Source organism: Blastococcus sp. SYSU D00813 (assembly GCF_054050735.1).
In genome coordinates, this window is record NZ_JBJGZX010000040.1 from 27,488 (window position 1) to 42,385 (window position 14,898).

A 14,898-nucleotide genomic window follows, 5' to 3' on the forward strand; every position below is an offset into this window, starting at 1 on the left:
GGGGCCGGGCGCGTCCCGGACCGGGGAGTCCGTCCAGCGAGCTCACCGCCGGCGTCCAGGCAACGGGCAGCGCGGCCGCCCACCGTGGGAGCATGCGACGCCCGTCCGCCCGCCGGCTCTCCCTGAGGGCCCGGCTGCTCTGTGCCTTCCTCGTGCCGCTGGCGGTCGTCCTCGCCGTCGTGGGCGCCGCCGCGACGGCGGCGCTGCGCAGCCAGCTCGTCGGCGAGGTCGACACCCGGCTCGCCGCGGCCGCCGACCGGTCCTCGCACGCCGACGAGGCGCCGTTCGGGACCGGCCCGGGCGGGGGACCGGACTGGCTGCTCACCCCCGGCCAGGGCGACGGGACGCTGGGCGCCAGCATCACCGACGGGGTCGTCGACGCGGCCGCCGTGATCGAGGCCGACGGCGACGGCCGGGCGCTCACGGCCGCACAGGCCGCCGTCCTCGCCGGCGTCCCGGCCGACGGCGAGCCGCACACCGTCGACCTGGGGCAGCTGGGGGAGTACCGCGTCGTCGCGAGCGCCACCGGCGAGGGCACCGTCCTCGTGACGGGCCTGCCGCTGGAGCCGGTGCAGAGCGCGCTGCTGCGGCTGGCCGCCGCGGAGGCCGTCGCCGGCCTGCTCGGGCTCGTCGCCGCCGGCGCCGCCGCGTACCTGGTGATCGGCCGGACGCTGCGCCCCCTGCACCGGGTGGCGGCCACGGCCGGCCGGGTCGCCGAGCTCCCCCTGGCCTCCGGCGAGGTCCGGCTGGCCGACCGCGTGCCGGTGGCCGACACCGACCCGCGGACGGAGGTCGGCCGGGTCGGGGCGGCGCTCAACCGGCTGCTGGACTCCGTCGAGGGCGCGATGGCCGCCCGGCAGACGTCGGAGACCCGGCTGCGGCAGTTCGTCGCCGACGCCAGCCACGAGCTGCGCACGCCGGTGACGTCGATCCGCGGCTACGCCGAGCTGCTGCGGCGCACCACCGACCTGCCCGAGGACGCCGACCGCTCGCTGCGCCGGGTGGAGGCCGAGGCGGTGCGGATGTCCGGCCTCGTCGACGACCTGCTCCTGCTCGCCCGCCTGGACGCCGGCCGGGAGATCGTCCCCGGCACCGTCGACCTCACCGCCACCGTGCTCGACGCGGTCAGCGACGCCCACGCCGCCGGTCCGGCACACCGCTGGCGGGTCGACCTGCCAGCGGCCGCCGTCTGCGTCCCCGGCGACGCCGTCCGCCTGCACCAGGTGCTGGCCAACCTGCTGGCCAACGTGCGCACGCACACCCCGCCGGGGACCACCGCGACGACCCGGCTGCGGGCCGAGGACGGCACCGCGGTGCTGCAGGTGACCGACGACGGCCCCGGCATCCCCGCGGGGCTGCAGCCGGGGGTGTTCGAGCGGTTCGTCCGCGGCGACGCCTCCCGCAACCGCGCCGCCGGCAGCACCGGCCTGGGCCTTGCGATCGTGCAGGCCGTGGTCGCCGCGCACGGCGGCAGCGTCGACGTCGCGAGTCGCCCCGGCCGGACCGTGGTCACGGTGCGCCTGCCGCACGCCACCGTCGAGCGGCCCGACGAGGAGGAGCCGGACGGCGACGCCGGCGACGCGGCGCCGTCGACGGACGCCGCCGTCCTCGTCCGCTAGGCGCGGGCCCGGTCGGGCAGCCGCTGGGCGAGCAGCTCGGCCAGGTGCAGGCCGCGGCGGCCGGCGAGGTCGTCGAGCTGGGTGCGGCAGGAGAAGCCGTCGGCCAGCACGACGCCGTCGGCGGGCAGCGCCTCGACCGCCGGGAGCAGCTGGTGCCCGGCGATGGCGACCGACACGTCGTGGTGGCCCTTCTCCACGCCCCAGTTGCCGGCCAGGCCGCAGCAGCCGCCCATCCGCTGGACCTGCGCGCCGGCGTCGCGCAGCAGCGTCTCGTCGGTCGTCCAGCCCATGGTGGCGTGGTGGTGGCAGTGCGGCTGGGCCACGACCGGGAGGCCGGTGAGGTCGGGCATCCGCCAGCCCGGGGTGTCGCGCAGCAGCTCGGCGAGGGTCTTCGTCGCGGCCGCGACGGCGTCGGCGTCGGCCCCGGGGACGAGGTCCTTCGCCTCGCCGCGCAGCACCGCGGTGCACGAGGGCTCCAGCCCGACGACGGGCACCCCGGCGCGGGCGAGCGGGGCCAGCGCGGCGACGGTCGCGCCGACCGTCCTCCGCGCCGCGTCGAGCTGGCCGGTGGTGATCCAGGTCAGCCCGCAGCAGGTGTCGGCGCCGGGCACCTGCACCCGGTAGCCGGCGTCCTCGAGCACCGCGACGGCGGCGGAGGCCACCTCGGGGGCGAAGTGGTCGGTGAAGGAGTCCACCCACAGCGCGACCGGCGGCCCGTCGTGGGTGGCGGCCGGGCGGGCGGCCCAGTCGGCGCGGAACGTGCGCGGCGAGAACGCCGGCAGCGAGCGGCGCTGGTCGACCCCGGCGGTCCACTTCGCCAGCCGCCCACCCAGGCGCGAGCGCATGACCGCGTTGGCCAGCCTCGGGGTGCGGGCGGCCAGGTCCGACCAGAACGGCAGCCGGCCCAGGACGTAGTGCGAGCGCGGCCGGATGCGCCGGCGGTAGGTCTGGTGCAGCACCTCGGACTTGTAGGTCGCCATGTCGACGCCGGTGGGGCAGTCGCGCGAGCAGCCCTTGCACGACAGGCACAGGTCCAGCGCCTCGTGCACCTCCGGGGAACGCCAGTCGGTCACCGGCCCGCCCGGGGCGATCATCTCCTGCAGCACGCGGGCGCGGCCGCGGGTGCTGTGCGCCTCCTCGCGGGTGGCCACGAACGAGGGGCACATGACCCCACCGGCCGCCGTCAGGTCGGCCCGGCACTTGCCCACGCCGGTGCAGCGGTGCACGGCGTTGGAGAAGTCACCGCCGTCGTGCGGGTAGGCGAAGGCGAGGGTGGGCCGGGAGGTGCGGGTCAGCCGCGGCGCGGCCGACACCCGGATGTCGGCGTCCACCGGCGCCGGCCGCACCAGCACGCCGGGGTTCAGCACGTCGTCGGGGTCGAAGACGGCCTTCACCCGCTCGAACAGGCCGATCACCTTCGACGAGTACATCGAGGTGAGCAGCTCGCCCCTGGCCCGGCCGTCGCCGTGCTCGCCGGAGATCGACCCGCCGTGCCGGGCCACGAGCGCTGCGGCGTCGGTGACGAACGACCGGTAGGCCTCGCGGCCGCGGTCGGGCTCGCGGCCGAAGGGGAAGTCGATCCGCACGTGCACGCAGCCGTCGCCGAAGTGGCCGTAGGGCACGCCCTGCAGGGAGTGCTCCTCGAGCAGCGCGTCGAACTCGCGCAGGTAGCCGCCGAGCTGCCCCACGGGGACGGCGGCGTCCTCCCAGCCGGCGTGCGCCGGGCGCCCGTCGGAGGTGCGCGCGGCGAGCCCCGCGCCGTCCTCCCGGATCCGCCAGATCGCCGCGGCCTGCGCGACGTCGGTGACCACCATCGTGTCCACGGCGCCGGCGTCGGCGACCACGCCGCGCGCCTTGGCCTCCACCTCGGCGACCGAGTCGCCGGTCAGCTCCACGATGAGCCAGCCGTTGCCGCGCGGCAGCTCGGGGACGACGGCGGCCGGCACGTCGCGCAGCCGCTGCACGATCCGCTCGTCCAGGCCCTCGACGGCGGTCGGCCCGTGCGCGAGCAGCGGCGGCGTCGCGTCGGCGGCGTCGGCCATCGACGGGTAGCCGAGCACGACCAGCCCGCGGAACGGCGCGTCGGCGACCAGCCGCACGGTGGCGCCCAGCACCAGGGCCAGCGTGCCCTCGCTACCGACCAGCGCGCGGGCCACGTCGAAGCCGTGCTCGGGCAGCAGGTGCTCCAGCGAGTAGCCCGACACCTGCCGGCCGAAGCGGCCGAGCTCGGTGCGGATCGCCGCGAGGTCCCCGGCCACCAGGTCGCGCAGCCGGTCCAGGGTCGGCGACCCGCTCACCGGCCCGGTGCCGAGGGCCAGCCGTTCCCCGCCGCCGGTCACCACGTCCAGGCCGACGACGTTGTCCGACGTCCGCCCGTAGCCCAGCGCCCGCGAGCCGCACGCGTTGTTGCCGATCATCCCGCCGACGGTGCAGCGGTTGTGCGTGCTCGGGTCGGGCCCGAACCGCAGCCCGTGCGGCCGCGCGGCGGTCTGCAGCGCCGCCTGCACCACGCCGGGGTCGATGGTCGCCGTCCGCGCCTCGGCGTCGATCGACCGCACGCGGTGCAGGTACCGGCTGGTGTCCACCACCACGCCGGGCCCGACCGCGTTGCCGGCGATCGAGGTGCCCGCGCCGCGTGCGGTCAGCGGCACGCCGAGCTCCCGGCACACCTCGAGGACGGCGACGAGCTCGTCGGGGTGCCGCGGACGGACGACGGCGCGCGGCAGCACCCGGTACAGCGACCCGTCGGAGGAGTACAGCGCCCGGGCCAGGCCGGAGTCGTCGACGTCGGCCAGGCCGGCGGAGCGCAGCGCCTCCGCCAGCTCACGGGTCTCGGCGGGGGCGGCGGTGCTCACGCCCTCGAATCTACGGCGGTCGTGCCGCCGGGCTCCGCGAGGGCGCTGGTCGCCTCCCCGGCCGGCACGGTGGTCAGCCGATCGCGACGACCTCCTCCCGCGGCTCGCGCCCCGTCGGCCGCGACGGCGAGGGCATCAGCTGCATCGGCGAGGTGCAGTGCCGCAGCAGCCAGCGGTGCAGGCCGTCCAGCGGCCGGTGCAGCAGCCCGCCGTGGCCGGCGGTGAGCAGCAGCAGCGGCGTCGGGCAGGCCGCGGCCGCCAGCCGGCTCCCGCTGACCGCCGCCAGCGGCGTGTGCATGGCGTCGAGGTCGGGGTACCGGCTCGCCCACTCGGCGGGGTCGGCGGTCCAGCCGGGGCGGGCACCACCGGCGTGGAGCACCGTGAGCGGCCTGCCCAGGCGCACCGCCGCCGCGGCGGCCTCGGTCGCCACCGGTTCGTCGTCGGCGGGCTCGCCCAGCCCGAGGACCGCCACCAGCGGCCGGCCGGCGTCGGCCGCCGACCGGGGGCGCGGGACGACGACGACCGGGCGCGGGCTGCCGGCGACCACGTGCTGGGCGACCGGCGCGAGGACCAGCTCGTCGAGCGCACCGGTCGTCGAGATGCCGAGCACGAGCAGCTGTGCGTCCTCCGCGGCGCGCAGCAGGGCCCGGACCGGCGCGTCGGGCACGACCTCGGTGGTGACGACCACCGCCGGGTCGGTGTGCCGGGCGAGGGTGTACGCCGTGCCGGTCAGCCGCCGGGCGGCGCGCAGGTCCGGCGTCCCGGCCGGCGCCGCGGCCCGCAGGTGCGGCGCGGCGTGCACGATCCGCAGGGGCGCGCTGCGCCGCGCGGCCTCAGCCGTCGCCCAGCGCACCGCCTCCAGGGCGCACGGGCTCCCGTCGCTGCCGACCACGACGGCCGGCGGTGCCTGGTCGCCGGCGGCCGCCGGGGCGCCGGTCGGGGTGGGGGTCGTCAGGGTCATGCCGCACCTCCGCGAGGGCCGTCCCCCGTGCCCCTCCAGGGTCCGCCCGCGCAGCCGGCGGCGGTAGGGCCGTCGGTCCGTGTCCGGCCCGCGCCGGACGTCCGTCCCGCCGACACCGGGCCGCCACCTGGACGACACCGGGCCGTTCCGGACGGCGTGCATCGTGCGCACATGGGTGCCGATCTCTACGTGGTGGGCACGCCCACCGCCGTCCCGGGCCGTGCAGGCCAGGGCGCCACCGACGCCGACCGGGTCCTCGGCCGCGCGCACGCGGTCTCGCGCCCGGTGGTCGACGGCCTGGCCGCCGCCGAGTGCGGCGAGCTGGTCACCGCCGTCGCCGACCTCGCCTGGCAGCGCGTCGGCGACAGCGCCCGCTGCCCGGAGTGCCGCCGCATCGCCGGCTGACCCACCCGCGCCGGCGGCGGCCCTCACCGGGCGCCGGCGGCCTCCCGCAGCACGGGCAGCAGCTCGGCCGTGCCGCCGACGTCCCAGCGGGGAGCCGGTCCGGCGGGGTCCAGGGCGTGCCCCGGCCGGCGCAGGCGGACGACGGTCAGCCCGGCCTCCAGCGCGCCCCGCACGTCGCGCGCCGAGGTGGCCACGTGCACCAGCCGCCCGCCGGCGCGCTCGAGGGCCCGCCGGTAGACCGCCGGCGCGGGCTTGTAGGCCCGCAACCGCTCGGACGTGAGGACGGCGTCCGGGGGCACGAGCGCCGCCACGCGGGTGCGGGCGAACACCTCGTCGTCGACGTTGGAGAGCACGCCGACCGCGAACTCCCGCGCCACGGCGGCCAGCCCGGCGGCGGTGTCCGGCCACAGCGGCCACTCCGCCACGGACGCCAGCAGGGCCGCCGTGGCCGCGTCCACGTCCAGCGGCACACCGAGCTCCGCGCAGGCGCCGGCGAGCGCCTGCCGGCTGTGCTCGGCGAAGGTGAGCCACTCGGCGGTGTCCCGCTGGGAGGCCTTGTTCCGGGCGTCCCAGGCGGCGTACAGGTCCTCGCCGGCCCCCGGCCGGCCGTGCTCCGCGGCGAGGCGGCCGAGCACGGCGGCGCCACCGGTGCGGGCGTCCAGCAGCGCGCTGAACAGGTCGAACGTCACCAGTGGTGACGCGGTCACGGACCGACCCCGACGGCCAGGCAGCGGACGGCGAGGACGGCGACGTCGTCCTCCGCGCGGTCGGGGACCAGCCGGGAGAGCAGCCGGTCGCACAGGGCGCCCGGGTCCAGGGCGGCCAGGTCGGCGACCGCCGCGGAGAGCCGGGCGAGGCCGGCGTCGATGTCCACGCGCCCGGCCTCGACCAGCCCGTCGGTGCACAGCAGGACGGTGTCGCCGGGGCGGAGGGTCGCCTCGTGGTCGGTGCGCTGCGTCGGGTCCTCGAGGCCGAGCATCCGCTCCGGCGGGGCCTCGAGCAGCCGGGTGTCGCCGTCCGGGGCGAGCAGCAGCGGGGGCAGGTGCCCGGCCGAGGACCAGCGCAGCACGCGGCCGCCGTCGGAGCCCGGTACCTCCAGGCGCGCCACCAGCGCGGTCGCGAGCGTGCCGACGTGCAGGCCGGTGAGCACCCGGTCGACCCGCTCCAGCGTGCGGGCGGGGCTGTCGGGGCGGTCGTAGGCCAGCGTCCGCACGGCGCTGCGCAGCTGGGCCATCGCCGAGGCTGCCTCGACGTTGTGCCCGGCCACGTCGCCGATGACCAGCAGCGTCGCGCCGTCGGGCTGCTCGACGGCGTCGTACCAGTCCCCGCCGACCAGCGCGTGCGAGCTGGCCGGCCGGTAGCGGACGGCGATCGCCAGCCCGGCCGGCTGCGGCGGCGGGGTGAGCAGGCTGTGCTGCAGGGTCTCGGCGACCTGCAGCTGCCGCTCGAACAGCCGGGCGTTGTCCAGCGCCAGCGCCGCGCGGCGGGCCAGGCGCACGGCCGCGGCGATCTCCGCCGGGCCGTGCGGCGGCCGGTCCCCGCAGTTCACCAGCGAGAGCACGCCGAAGGCGGCACCGCGCGCCCGCAGCGGCACGAACAGCGACGAGGTGGGGTCCAGCCGCCGCCAGGCGGCGCGCACCTCCGGGTCCGGCTGGGCGTCGGGCCCCAGGTCGACGCCGATCTGCCGGATCTGCACCGGTTCGCCCGAGCGCAGCGCGGCCGTGACCGAGGCCTGGTCGCGCGGGGCGGTCACCCGCCGGCTGATGTAGGTGTCGACGTCGCCCAGGCGGGCCGGGTCGGTGTGGGCCAGCGCGGACCGGTCCGGGGCGCCGTCCTCGCCGAGCACCGTGACCGTCGCCCAGTCGGCCAGGCCGGGCACGACCAGGCGGGCGAGCTGGTCGGCGGCCTCGGCGACGTCCAGGCTGCCGGCGAGCGCGTCGAGCGCACCTCCGGCCACCGGGAGCCCGCCGTCGGCCGCGGGGTCCCCACCGGCCAGCCGGAGCCCGAGTTCCCCGCCGGAGAGCTCGGCGGTCAGGGTGAGCGGTGCGCCGGTGAGCGGGTGCCGGACCGCCCAGGAGCGGGCGCGGCCTGCGGACGCGTCCAGCTCGCCGGTCAGCCGGGCGACGAGGTCGGCCAGCCAGCCCGGGCCGTCCGCGGCCGGTGCGCTCACCTGGGCTCCCCTCCGTCCTCGGGCCGCTCCGGCAGGGGACCGGGGCAGGGTACGTCAGCGCAGCCGGGATCCGGGCCGCGCCGGACCGCTACGGGACGACGGTCACCGGCCGCTCGCCGGCGCGGACCAGGCGCAGCGCGAGGCTGCCCGCCACCCGGTGGCCGGGGTGGGTGGAGGCCCCCACGACGACGACGTCGGCGCGCCGCTCGCGCGCCACCGCGGTGAGCTCGCGGAACGGGTTGCCCACCCGGACGACGAACTCCGCCGGCGGGGCGTCCGGCCCGCTGAGCTCGGCCACGGCCCGGCCGAGTTCGGCCTGCACCGCGTCCTGCACCTCCCGGGCGGAGACCAACGCCTGCGGGTCCAGGCCCGCGCCGATGGCGGCCGAGGCCGGCACCGGCTCGCGCACGTACACCAGCACCAGGCCGGCGGCCTGCCGGCGGGCCAGGCCCACGGCGTACGCCGCGGCGCGCAGGGAGGTGGGCGAGCCGTCGACCCCGGCGACGACGGTCGAGCCGGGGCGGTCGGGGTCCACGGCCCGACGGTAACGGGGTCGACAGCCGGAGGCGGCGGCGCTGACGTACGACCTCGTGGTTGTAGATCAGCTGGACGTGGCGACCACCGACCGGCTGTTCGGCGCCCTCGCCGACGCCACGCGGCGCGACATCGTCGCCCGCGTGCTGAGCGCGCCGGCGTCGGTGTCGGAGCTCGCGCGGGCGTACCCGATGAACTTCGCCGCGGTGCAGAAGCACGTGGCCGTGCTCGAGCCGGCCGGGCTGGGTCAGCAAGGAACGCCGTGGGCGCGAGCAGCTCGTCCGCGGCGAGGTGGGCACCGTCCGAGCGGCCGCCCGGCTGCTCGGAGAGCTCGAGCGGGTCTGGCGCGGCCGCATCGGCCGGATCGAGGACCTGCTCGCCGAGGACCCCGGAGGGAACCCGTGACCGTCGTCGACACCACCACCGACCTCGACGCCCTGACCCTGACGGTCGTGGCCGAACTGGCCGCGCCGCCGGAGCGGATCTGGCAGGTCTGGGCCGACCCGCGGAGCTGAAGCGCTGGTGGGGGCCGCCCACCTGGCCGGCCCGCTCCACCCGGCACGAGGTCGCCGTGGGCGGGCAGTCGCGCTACACGATGACCGGCCCGGACGGGACGGCCTCCGGTGGCTGGTGGCGCTCCACCGCGCTCGACGAGCCGCGTTCGCTGGAGTTCGAGGACGGGTTCTCCGGACCGGACGGCGAGCCCGCCGAGGGCATGCCCGTGACCCGGGCACGGGTCGACCTCGAGCCGGTCGGGGGCGGCACCCGGATGACCGTGCGGTCGCGGTTCGCCTCCCGCGAGCAGATGCAGCAGGTCCTCGACATGGGCGTGGTCGAGGGGCTGACCTCGTCGCTGGCCCAGGTCGACGACGTCCTCGCCGTCCCTGCCTGACCTCAGCCCGCCGGCGAGCGCCGGAGCACCCGGCCGAGCCCCAGGGTGACCAGCCCGGCGACGACGACGGTCAGCAGCGCCACCCGCAGGCTCGCGGCGTCGGCCAGCAGCCCGACCAGCGGCGGGCTGACCAGGAAGCCGATCCGCAGCAGCCAGTTGACCACCGTCAGGCCCGTGCCCGGGCGCAGCCCCGGCAGCGCGTCGGCCGCGGCGTAGACGGCGGGGACGAGGGTGGCCACGCCGAGCCCGGCCAGCGCGAAGCCGGCCAGGGTGAGCGGCACCGAGGGGAGCGCGAGCGCGAGCCCCAGACCCGCGGCGACCACCGCGCCGCCGACCCGGGCCACCCGCCGCTGGCCGAACCGGTCGACCACCCGGTCCCCGGTCAGCCGGCCGACCGTCATCGCCGCGGACAGCGCGACGAAGCCCAGGCCGGCCGTGGCGGCGCCGGCGTCCAGCTCGGTGCGCAGGTAGAGGGCGCTCCACGACGAGCCGGCGTCCTCGACGAAGGCGCCGCACGCGGCCAGGACGCCGAGCGCGGCCATGCCGAGCAGCAGCCCGCGCCGGGGGAGCGGCCGCTCGCCGGCGGCGGCGCCGGCCGCCGGGTCGCGGTCGGCGTCGTCGGGGCCGGGCAGCATGCGCCGCCCGGCGGCGACCGCGACGGCCGCGAAGACGACGGCGGTGGCCCCCAGGTGTGCGGCGAGGGGGACGCGGAGCCCGGCGGCCGCCGACCCGAGCAGCCCGCCGGTGACCGCGCCGACGCTCCAGATGCCGTGGAAGGAGTTGAGGATCGACCGGCCGTACCGGCGCTGCACCCGCAGCCCGTGCGCGTTCTGCGCGACGTCCACCACCGCGTCCAGCGCACCGGCCACGAGCAGCGCCCCGGCGAACAGCCCCCACGACGGCGCCACCCCGGCGGCCCAGATCCCGGCGGCGAGGGCGACCAGCCCCGCCGACGCCACGCGGCCCGAGCCGAAGCGGCGGATCAGCGCGGCGGAGGAGAGCGCGGCGAGCAGGGCGCCCAGCGGCAGCGCCGCCAGGGCGGCGCCGAGGGCGGAGTTGGACAGGTCCAGCCGGTCCTTGACCTCCGGCAGCCGGGGGACGAGCGCGGCGTAGAGGACGGCGTTGGTGAAGAAGCAGGCGGCCACCGCGGCGCGGGCGGCCCGGGGGAGGTCGGTGGTGGTGGGCTCGGCCGTCACCGGACCAGCATCGCGGCCCTAGCATCGCTGCCGTGCGCCGGCCCTTCGTCCTGCTGGCCACGCGGGCGGAGGACGCCGCGGCCGATGACGAGTACGCGGCCTTCCTCCGCGTCACGGGCCTGCCGGAGTCGCGGCTGCGCCGGGTGCGCCTGGAGGCCGCGCCGATGCCGGAGCTGGACCTCGACGACTACGCGGGGGTGATCGTCGGGGGCAGCCCGTTCACCTCCAGCGACCCCGACGCGGACAAGTCGCCGGTGCAGCGGCGGGTGGAGGCCGATCTCGCGGCGCTGCTGGACCGGGTCGTGCCGGCGGACAAGCCGTTCTTCGGTGCCTGCTACGGCGTCGGCACCCTCGGTGTGCACCAGGGCGGGGTGGTCGACCGCACGTACGGGGAGCCGGTCTCCTGCGTGCCGGTCACCCTGACGCCGGCCGGCCGCGAGGACCCGGTGCTCGCCGGGATGCCGGAGGTGTTCGACGCGCTCGTCGGGCACAAGGAGGCCTGCCGGGTGCTGCCGCCCTCGGCGGTGCTGCTGGCGTCCTCCCCGGCCTGCCCGGTGCAGATGTTCCGCGTCGGCCGCAACGTCTACGCCACCCAGTTCCACCCGGAGCTCGACGTCGCGGGCGTCGTGACCCGCGCCCGGGTCTACCAGCACGCGGGCTACTTCCCGCCCGCCGAGCTCGAGGAGCTCGTCGCGCGCATCTCGACCGCCGTGGTCACCGAGCCGGGGCGGATGCTGGCGACCTTCGTCGAGAGGTACGGCTGATGTCCCGGCGGGGCGGCGCGGCGCCCGAGCGGGGCCTGGTGCTCGGCGGCGGCGGGATCGCGGGGGCGGCCTGGGAGATCGGCCTGGTCACCGGCCTCGCCGAGGCGGGCGTGGACGTGCGGGACGCCGACCTCGTCGTCGGCACGTCGGCCGGCTCCGTCGTCGGCGCGCTCCTGGGCACCGGGCGCGACCTCGAGGAGCTCTACGCCGACCAGCTGCAGCCCGTGCCGGACGAGGAGCCGGCCGTCGGGTTCGACCCGGTGCTCCTGATGGGCGCCATCGCTGCCGCGCTGACCGGCGCCGGCGGGGAGCAGGAGGCGCGGGCGCGGGTGGGGGAGTTCGCGCTGGCCGCCGACACCGTGCCCGAGGCCGACCGCCGGGCCGCCGTCGCCTCGCGGATCGGGGACGCCGGCTGGCCGGCCGCCCGGCTCGTCGTGACCGCGGTGGACGCCGCCGACGGCGCGTTCACCACCTTCGACGCCGGGTCGGGGGTGCCGCTGCTCGACGCGGTCACCGCCAGCTGCGCGGTCCCCGGCCTGTGGCCCCCCGTGACGGTCGGCGGCTCCCGGTACGTGGACGGCGGCATGCGCTCGGCCACCAACGCCGACCTCGCGGCCGGCTGCGCCCGCGTGCTGGTGCTCGCCCCCGTCGACGGCTCGGCGGTGAGCGGGCTGGGACCGGGCCTGGCCGCGGAGCTCGAGACGGTCCGCCGGCAGGGCACGGTGCTCGCGGTGGTCGCCGACGACGACTCCCGGGCGGCGTTCGGCACCGACCCGCTCGACCCGCGGATCCGCGCCCCCTCCGCCCGCGCGGGCCGGCGGCAGGCCGGCGCCGTGGCGGCCGCGGTCCGGGAGGTGTGGCGGTGACCGGCGTGCGGGTCGGCGACGCCCCCGAGCTGCTCGAGACCGAGGTCCTCGGCACGCCGGTGTCGGTCCTCGTGGCCCACGCCGAGCGACCGCGCGGGGTGGTCCTCGCCCTGCACGGCGGTGGCTCGGGGAAGGAGTACTTCGACCACCCGCTGGAACCGTCCCTGTCGCTGCTGCGGGTCGCCCCGGCCCTCGGCTGGACGGTCGTGGCCCCCGACCGGCCGGGCTACGTGCCCGGCGACGGCGCGGCGGCCCTGCCGCCGGAGCAGCGGACCGACCTGCTGTACGCGGTCCTGGACGCCGCGCTGGCCGGCCGGGGCCGCGGCGCCGGGGTGCTCCTGCTCGCCCACTCGATGGGCTGCATCTCCGCGATCCGGATGGCGGCCGACCCGCGCGGGGCCGGCCTCCTCGGCCTCGAGTTCTCCGGTACCGGCCTGCGCTTCTCCCCGGCGGTGCACGAGGCGACCGCGGCCGGCGACGGCCGGCTGGGCGGGTCCTCGCTGGGCCGGCTCATCTGGGGGCACGAGGAGCTGTACCCGGCGGGCAGCCGCCGCGCCGTCCGCCCGGCGACCCCGGGCACGGTCAGCGAGGGCACCGACCTCGCCGGCTGGGGCGAGGAGCTCCCGCGGCTGGCCGCCCGGGTGCGCGTGCCCACGCGGTACGTCCTCGCCGAGCACGAGGCGTGGTGGGCCCCGGGACCGGCGGCGCTGGCGGAGGTGGCGGCGCTGTTCACCGCCGCCCCGGTGGTGCAGACGGCGCTCGAGGCCGACGCCGGCCACAACATCAGCCTCGGGTGGACGGCGCGGGCCTACCACCTGCGCGTGCTGGCCGCGGCCGAGCAGTGGATCGCCCGGCGCGAGGCCGCGGCCGGCGGCTGAGCGGGATCCCCGGCCGCCGCCGTCGGGCCAGGCCGGCCTCAGTGGTGGGTGAGCACCTCGTCGAGGTGCCCGAGCGGGTCGGCGCCGCGCTGCTCGGCGAAGTCGTGCAGCCAGATCCGGAAGGCGGCCAGGAGGCACGCCACCTCGAGGCGGGTGCGCCAGTCGGCCCCGCCGGGCTGGCCACGACGCGCGGCGAGGATGGTGGCCAACCGCAGCTCGTGGTCCTCCAGGGACATCCAGGGCGAGGTCCGCAGCTCCTCCGAGGAGCGGATCAGCCGGAACAGCAGGGACATCGACCCCTCGTGGGCGACGATGCGCTCGCCCACCTCGCGCAGCCCGCGCCGCAGCACCTCGCTGTCGCCCCAGTCCTCCGGAGCGGCCTCGATCGTCTCCACCAGGCGGTCGGCGAGGTCCTGCACCGGCGCGGCCAGGACGTCGACCTTCGAGGGGAAGTAGCGGAAGAAGGTCCGCGGGGCGATGGTCGCCGCGGCACAGATGTCGGCCACGGTGACCCGCTCGTAGCCGTGCTCGGCGAAGAGCCGGAGCGCGGCCTCGACCGTCGCCGCGCGGGCGTGCGCGCGCTTGCGCTCGCGGAGTCCCTCCATGCCGCTCTCCTCGCCGTCCGGGCCGGTGCCGCACGGCACCTGTCGAAGGTCGTCAATGTATGGCACGATCTGCCTCGTGGCAGGAACTGCCACGAACTCCCCGTGCCGGGGAGGTGTCTCCGGAGGAGCCGCATGCCCACCGCCCGTCCCGAGGCGCGCCGCCGCGCGACCACCGGTGCCGCGCGGCCGGACGGCCCGGCCGGTCCGCACGGGACCGGCCGGGCCGTCCGGGGGGATGGGCCCCTCCTAGCTGATGGCCTCGCCGCAGACGGGCTCGCCGTCGTTGAGCGGCACGAAGCTGTCGCCCTCGAGCCGGAGGTAGAACGAGCACTGCTCGTCGTACTCCGTGGTGCTCTGCGGGATGGCCCGCGGGTAGAGGCCGCCGGCGTCCCAGTCGTCGGTCTCCTGGAGGGTGGAGATGAGCTCCTCCTGGGTGGCGTCGCAGCCGGCCTGCTCGAGGCCGTAGAGCAGCAGGTCGGCGCCGAACCAGCCCTGGCTCTCGTAGAAGCCGGGGATGCCGGACTCGTTGCCCTCGGCCTGCAGGGCCTCGCTCAGCGCCCGCGTCGCCTCGGTGTCGTTCTCGACCGGGGTGAAGGCGTTGGAGAAGATCACGCCCTGCCCGATCTCGACGGCCGGCTCCGAGGCGAGCAGGTCGGCGCCGTAGCCGGTCGGGGAGATGAAGGCCTTCCCCTCCCAACCCGCCTGCTTGAGCCCCGCGACCAGGGCCAGCGAGGTGTCGAAGTTGATCGTCGTGTAGACGGCGTCGTCCCCGGACTCGAGGATGCCCAGCACCAGCGGGCCGACGTCGGTGCTGCCGAACTGCACGCTGTTGTTCACGTAACCGCGCTCGAGGCCGGCCGCCTCGATCGACGCGAAGCCGCTCTCGAGACCGGCCTGCGAGCTCGGGCTGACGTAGGCGATGCCGGCGACCTTCGTCGCCCCCTGGTCGGCGAGGAACTGGCCGGCGCCGCTGTAGACGGTGTCGTAGTCGGGGACGAAGCCGGAGTTGAACAGGTTGTCGTCGGTGGCCGACCACTCCTGGGCGCCGTCCCAGGCGCCGCCGATGACCGGGGTGTCGCTCGCCGCCGAGGTGAGGAAGGGGGACGCGCCGTAGAAGAACGCGCTCACGTTGATCATCGCGTAGACGTCGTCC

The 14,898-nt window shown here is 77.8% G+C and carries 14 protein-coding genes; 6 read left to right on the top strand and 8 right to left on the bottom strand.

What is annotated here, in order from left to right:
• Positions 1 to 92 precede the first annotated feature (92 nt).
• The gene (locus ACI8AX_RS20335) at positions 93 to 1,619 is read left to right on the top strand and encodes a sensor histidine kinase (RefSeq protein WP_456551676.1); all 1,527 of its coding nucleotides are present in this window, start codon (positions 93 to 95) and stop codon (positions 1,617 to 1,619) included.
• On the opposite strand, the gene ACI8AX_RS20340 is transcribed toward ACI8AX_RS20335, so the two are convergent.
• Together ACI8AX_RS20340 and ACI8AX_RS20345 are read right to left on the bottom strand one after the other, a co-directional pair.
• Positions 1,616 to 4,474 (bottom strand): FAD-binding and (Fe-S)-binding domain-containing protein, encoded by a 2,859-nt coding sequence (locus tag ACI8AX_RS20340; protein WP_456551677.1) that lies wholly within the window; start codon positions 4,472 to 4,474, stop codon positions 1,616 to 1,618. The two genes, ACI8AX_RS20335 and ACI8AX_RS20340, sit on opposite strands and share 4 nt — an antisense overlap.
• A gap of 73 nt (positions 4,475 to 4,547) precedes the next feature.
• On the bottom strand, positions 4,548 to 5,435 hold the full coding sequence (locus ACI8AX_RS20345) for a universal stress protein (RefSeq protein WP_456551678.1): 888 nt from the start codon (positions 5,433 to 5,435) through the stop codon (positions 4,548 to 4,550).
• Positions 5,436 to 5,606: 171 nt separating this feature from the next.
• On the opposite strand from ACI8AX_RS20345, the gene ACI8AX_RS20350 reads away from it, so the two are divergent.
• Positions 5,607 to 5,840: a hypothetical protein gene (locus tag ACI8AX_RS20350; protein WP_456551679.1), complete on the top strand. Its 234-nt coding sequence runs from the start codon at positions 5,607 to 5,609 to the stop codon at positions 5,838 to 5,840.
• Positions 5,841 to 5,863: 23 nt separating this feature from the next.
• Here the strand turns inward: ACI8AX_RS20350 and ACI8AX_RS20355 are convergent, their stop codons facing one another.
• The 3 genes from ACI8AX_RS20355 to ACI8AX_RS20365 all read right to left on the bottom strand — a co-directional run bounded on the left by ACI8AX_RS20355 (position 5,864) and on the right by ACI8AX_RS20365 (position 8,545).
• Complete coding sequence (locus ACI8AX_RS20355) at positions 5,864 to 6,547, bottom strand: HAD family hydrolase (protein ID WP_456551680.1); 684 nt, start codon at positions 6,545 to 6,547, stop codon at positions 5,864 to 5,866.
• Positions 6,544 to 8,010, bottom strand: a complete 1,467-nt coding sequence (locus ACI8AX_RS20360; protein WP_456551681.1) for a PP2C family protein-serine/threonine phosphatase — start codon at positions 8,008 to 8,010, stop codon at positions 6,544 to 6,546. The genes ACI8AX_RS20355 and ACI8AX_RS20360 overlap by 4 nt, the downstream gene beginning before the upstream one ends.
• Before the next feature lie 88 nt (positions 8,011 to 8,098).
• Entirely contained in the window at positions 8,099 to 8,545 is a 447-nt protein-coding gene (locus ACI8AX_RS20365; protein WP_456551682.1) for a universal stress protein, read from the bottom strand.
• A gap of 510 nt (positions 8,546 to 9,055) precedes the next feature.
• On the opposite strand from ACI8AX_RS20365, the gene ACI8AX_RS20370 reads away from it, so the two are divergent.
• Complete coding sequence (locus ACI8AX_RS20370; protein WP_456551691.1) at positions 9,056 to 9,436, top strand: SRPBCC family protein; 381 nt, start codon at positions 9,056 to 9,058, stop codon at positions 9,434 to 9,436.
• Between the two features lie 2 nt (positions 9,437 to 9,438).
• On the opposite strand, the gene ACI8AX_RS20375 is transcribed toward ACI8AX_RS20370, so the two are convergent.
• Positions 9,439 to 10,632, bottom strand: a complete 1,194-nt coding sequence (locus ACI8AX_RS20375) for an MFS transporter (protein WP_456551683.1) — start codon at positions 10,630 to 10,632, stop codon at positions 9,439 to 9,441.
• Positions 10,633 to 10,664: 32 nt separating this feature from the next.
• Between ACI8AX_RS20375 and ACI8AX_RS20380 the strand changes: the two genes are divergently transcribed.
• Genes ACI8AX_RS20380 through ACI8AX_RS20390 form a run of 3 tightly spaced genes read left to right on the top strand, consistent with a single transcriptional unit; the run spans position 10,665 to position 13,140 of the window.
• Entirely contained in the window at positions 10,665 to 11,396 is a 732-nt protein-coding gene (locus ACI8AX_RS20380; RefSeq protein ID WP_456551684.1) for a glutamine amidotransferase, read from the top strand.
• Positions 11,396 to 12,262, top strand: a complete 867-nt coding sequence (locus tag ACI8AX_RS20385) for a patatin-like phospholipase family protein (RefSeq protein WP_456551685.1) — start codon at positions 11,396 to 11,398, stop codon at positions 12,260 to 12,262. Before ACI8AX_RS20380 ends, ACI8AX_RS20385 begins: the two co-directional genes overlap by 1 nt.
• The gene (locus ACI8AX_RS20390; RefSeq protein WP_456551686.1) at positions 12,259 to 13,140 is read left to right on the top strand and encodes a hypothetical protein; all 882 of its coding nucleotides are present in this window, start codon (positions 12,259 to 12,261) and stop codon (positions 13,138 to 13,140) included. The genes ACI8AX_RS20385 and ACI8AX_RS20390 overlap by 4 nt, the downstream gene beginning before the upstream one ends.
• 38 nt (positions 13,141 to 13,178) lie before the next feature.
• Here ACI8AX_RS20390 and ACI8AX_RS20395 read toward each other — a convergent pair whose 3' ends face one another.
• The gene (locus tag ACI8AX_RS20395; protein ID WP_456551687.1) at positions 13,179 to 13,745 is read right to left on the bottom strand and encodes a TetR/AcrR family transcriptional regulator; all 567 of its coding nucleotides are present in this window, start codon (positions 13,743 to 13,745) and stop codon (positions 13,179 to 13,181) included.
• A 246-nt stretch (positions 13,746 to 13,991) separates the two neighbouring features.
• On the bottom strand, positions 13,992 to 14,898 hold a 907-nt coding region (locus tag ACI8AX_RS20400; RefSeq protein ID WP_456551688.1), incomplete at its 5' end, for an ABC transporter substrate-binding protein.

What these genes read in the sequence shown, in the direction of transcription:
- ACI8AX_RS20385 (WP_456551685.1), top strand. Translation starts at nt 11,396, where the DNA reads ATGTCCCGGCGGGGCGGCGCGGCGCCCGAGCGGGGCCTGGTGCTCGGC.
- ACI8AX_RS20335 (WP_456551676.1), top strand. Translation starts at nt 93, where the DNA reads ATGCGACGCCCGTCCGCCCGCCGGCTCTCCCTGAGGGCCCGGCTGCTC.
- ACI8AX_RS20345 (WP_456551678.1), bottom strand. Translation starts at nt 5,435, where the DNA reads ATGACCCTGACGACCCCCACCCCGACCGGCGCCCCGGCGGCCGCCGGC.
- ACI8AX_RS20350 (WP_456551679.1), top strand. Translation starts at nt 5,607, where the DNA reads ATGGGTGCCGATCTCTACGTGGTGGGCACGCCCACCGCCGTCCCGGGC.
- ACI8AX_RS20395 (WP_456551687.1), bottom strand. Translation starts at nt 13,745, where the DNA reads ATGGAGGGACTCCGCGAGCGCAAGCGCGCGCACGCCCGCGCGGCGACG.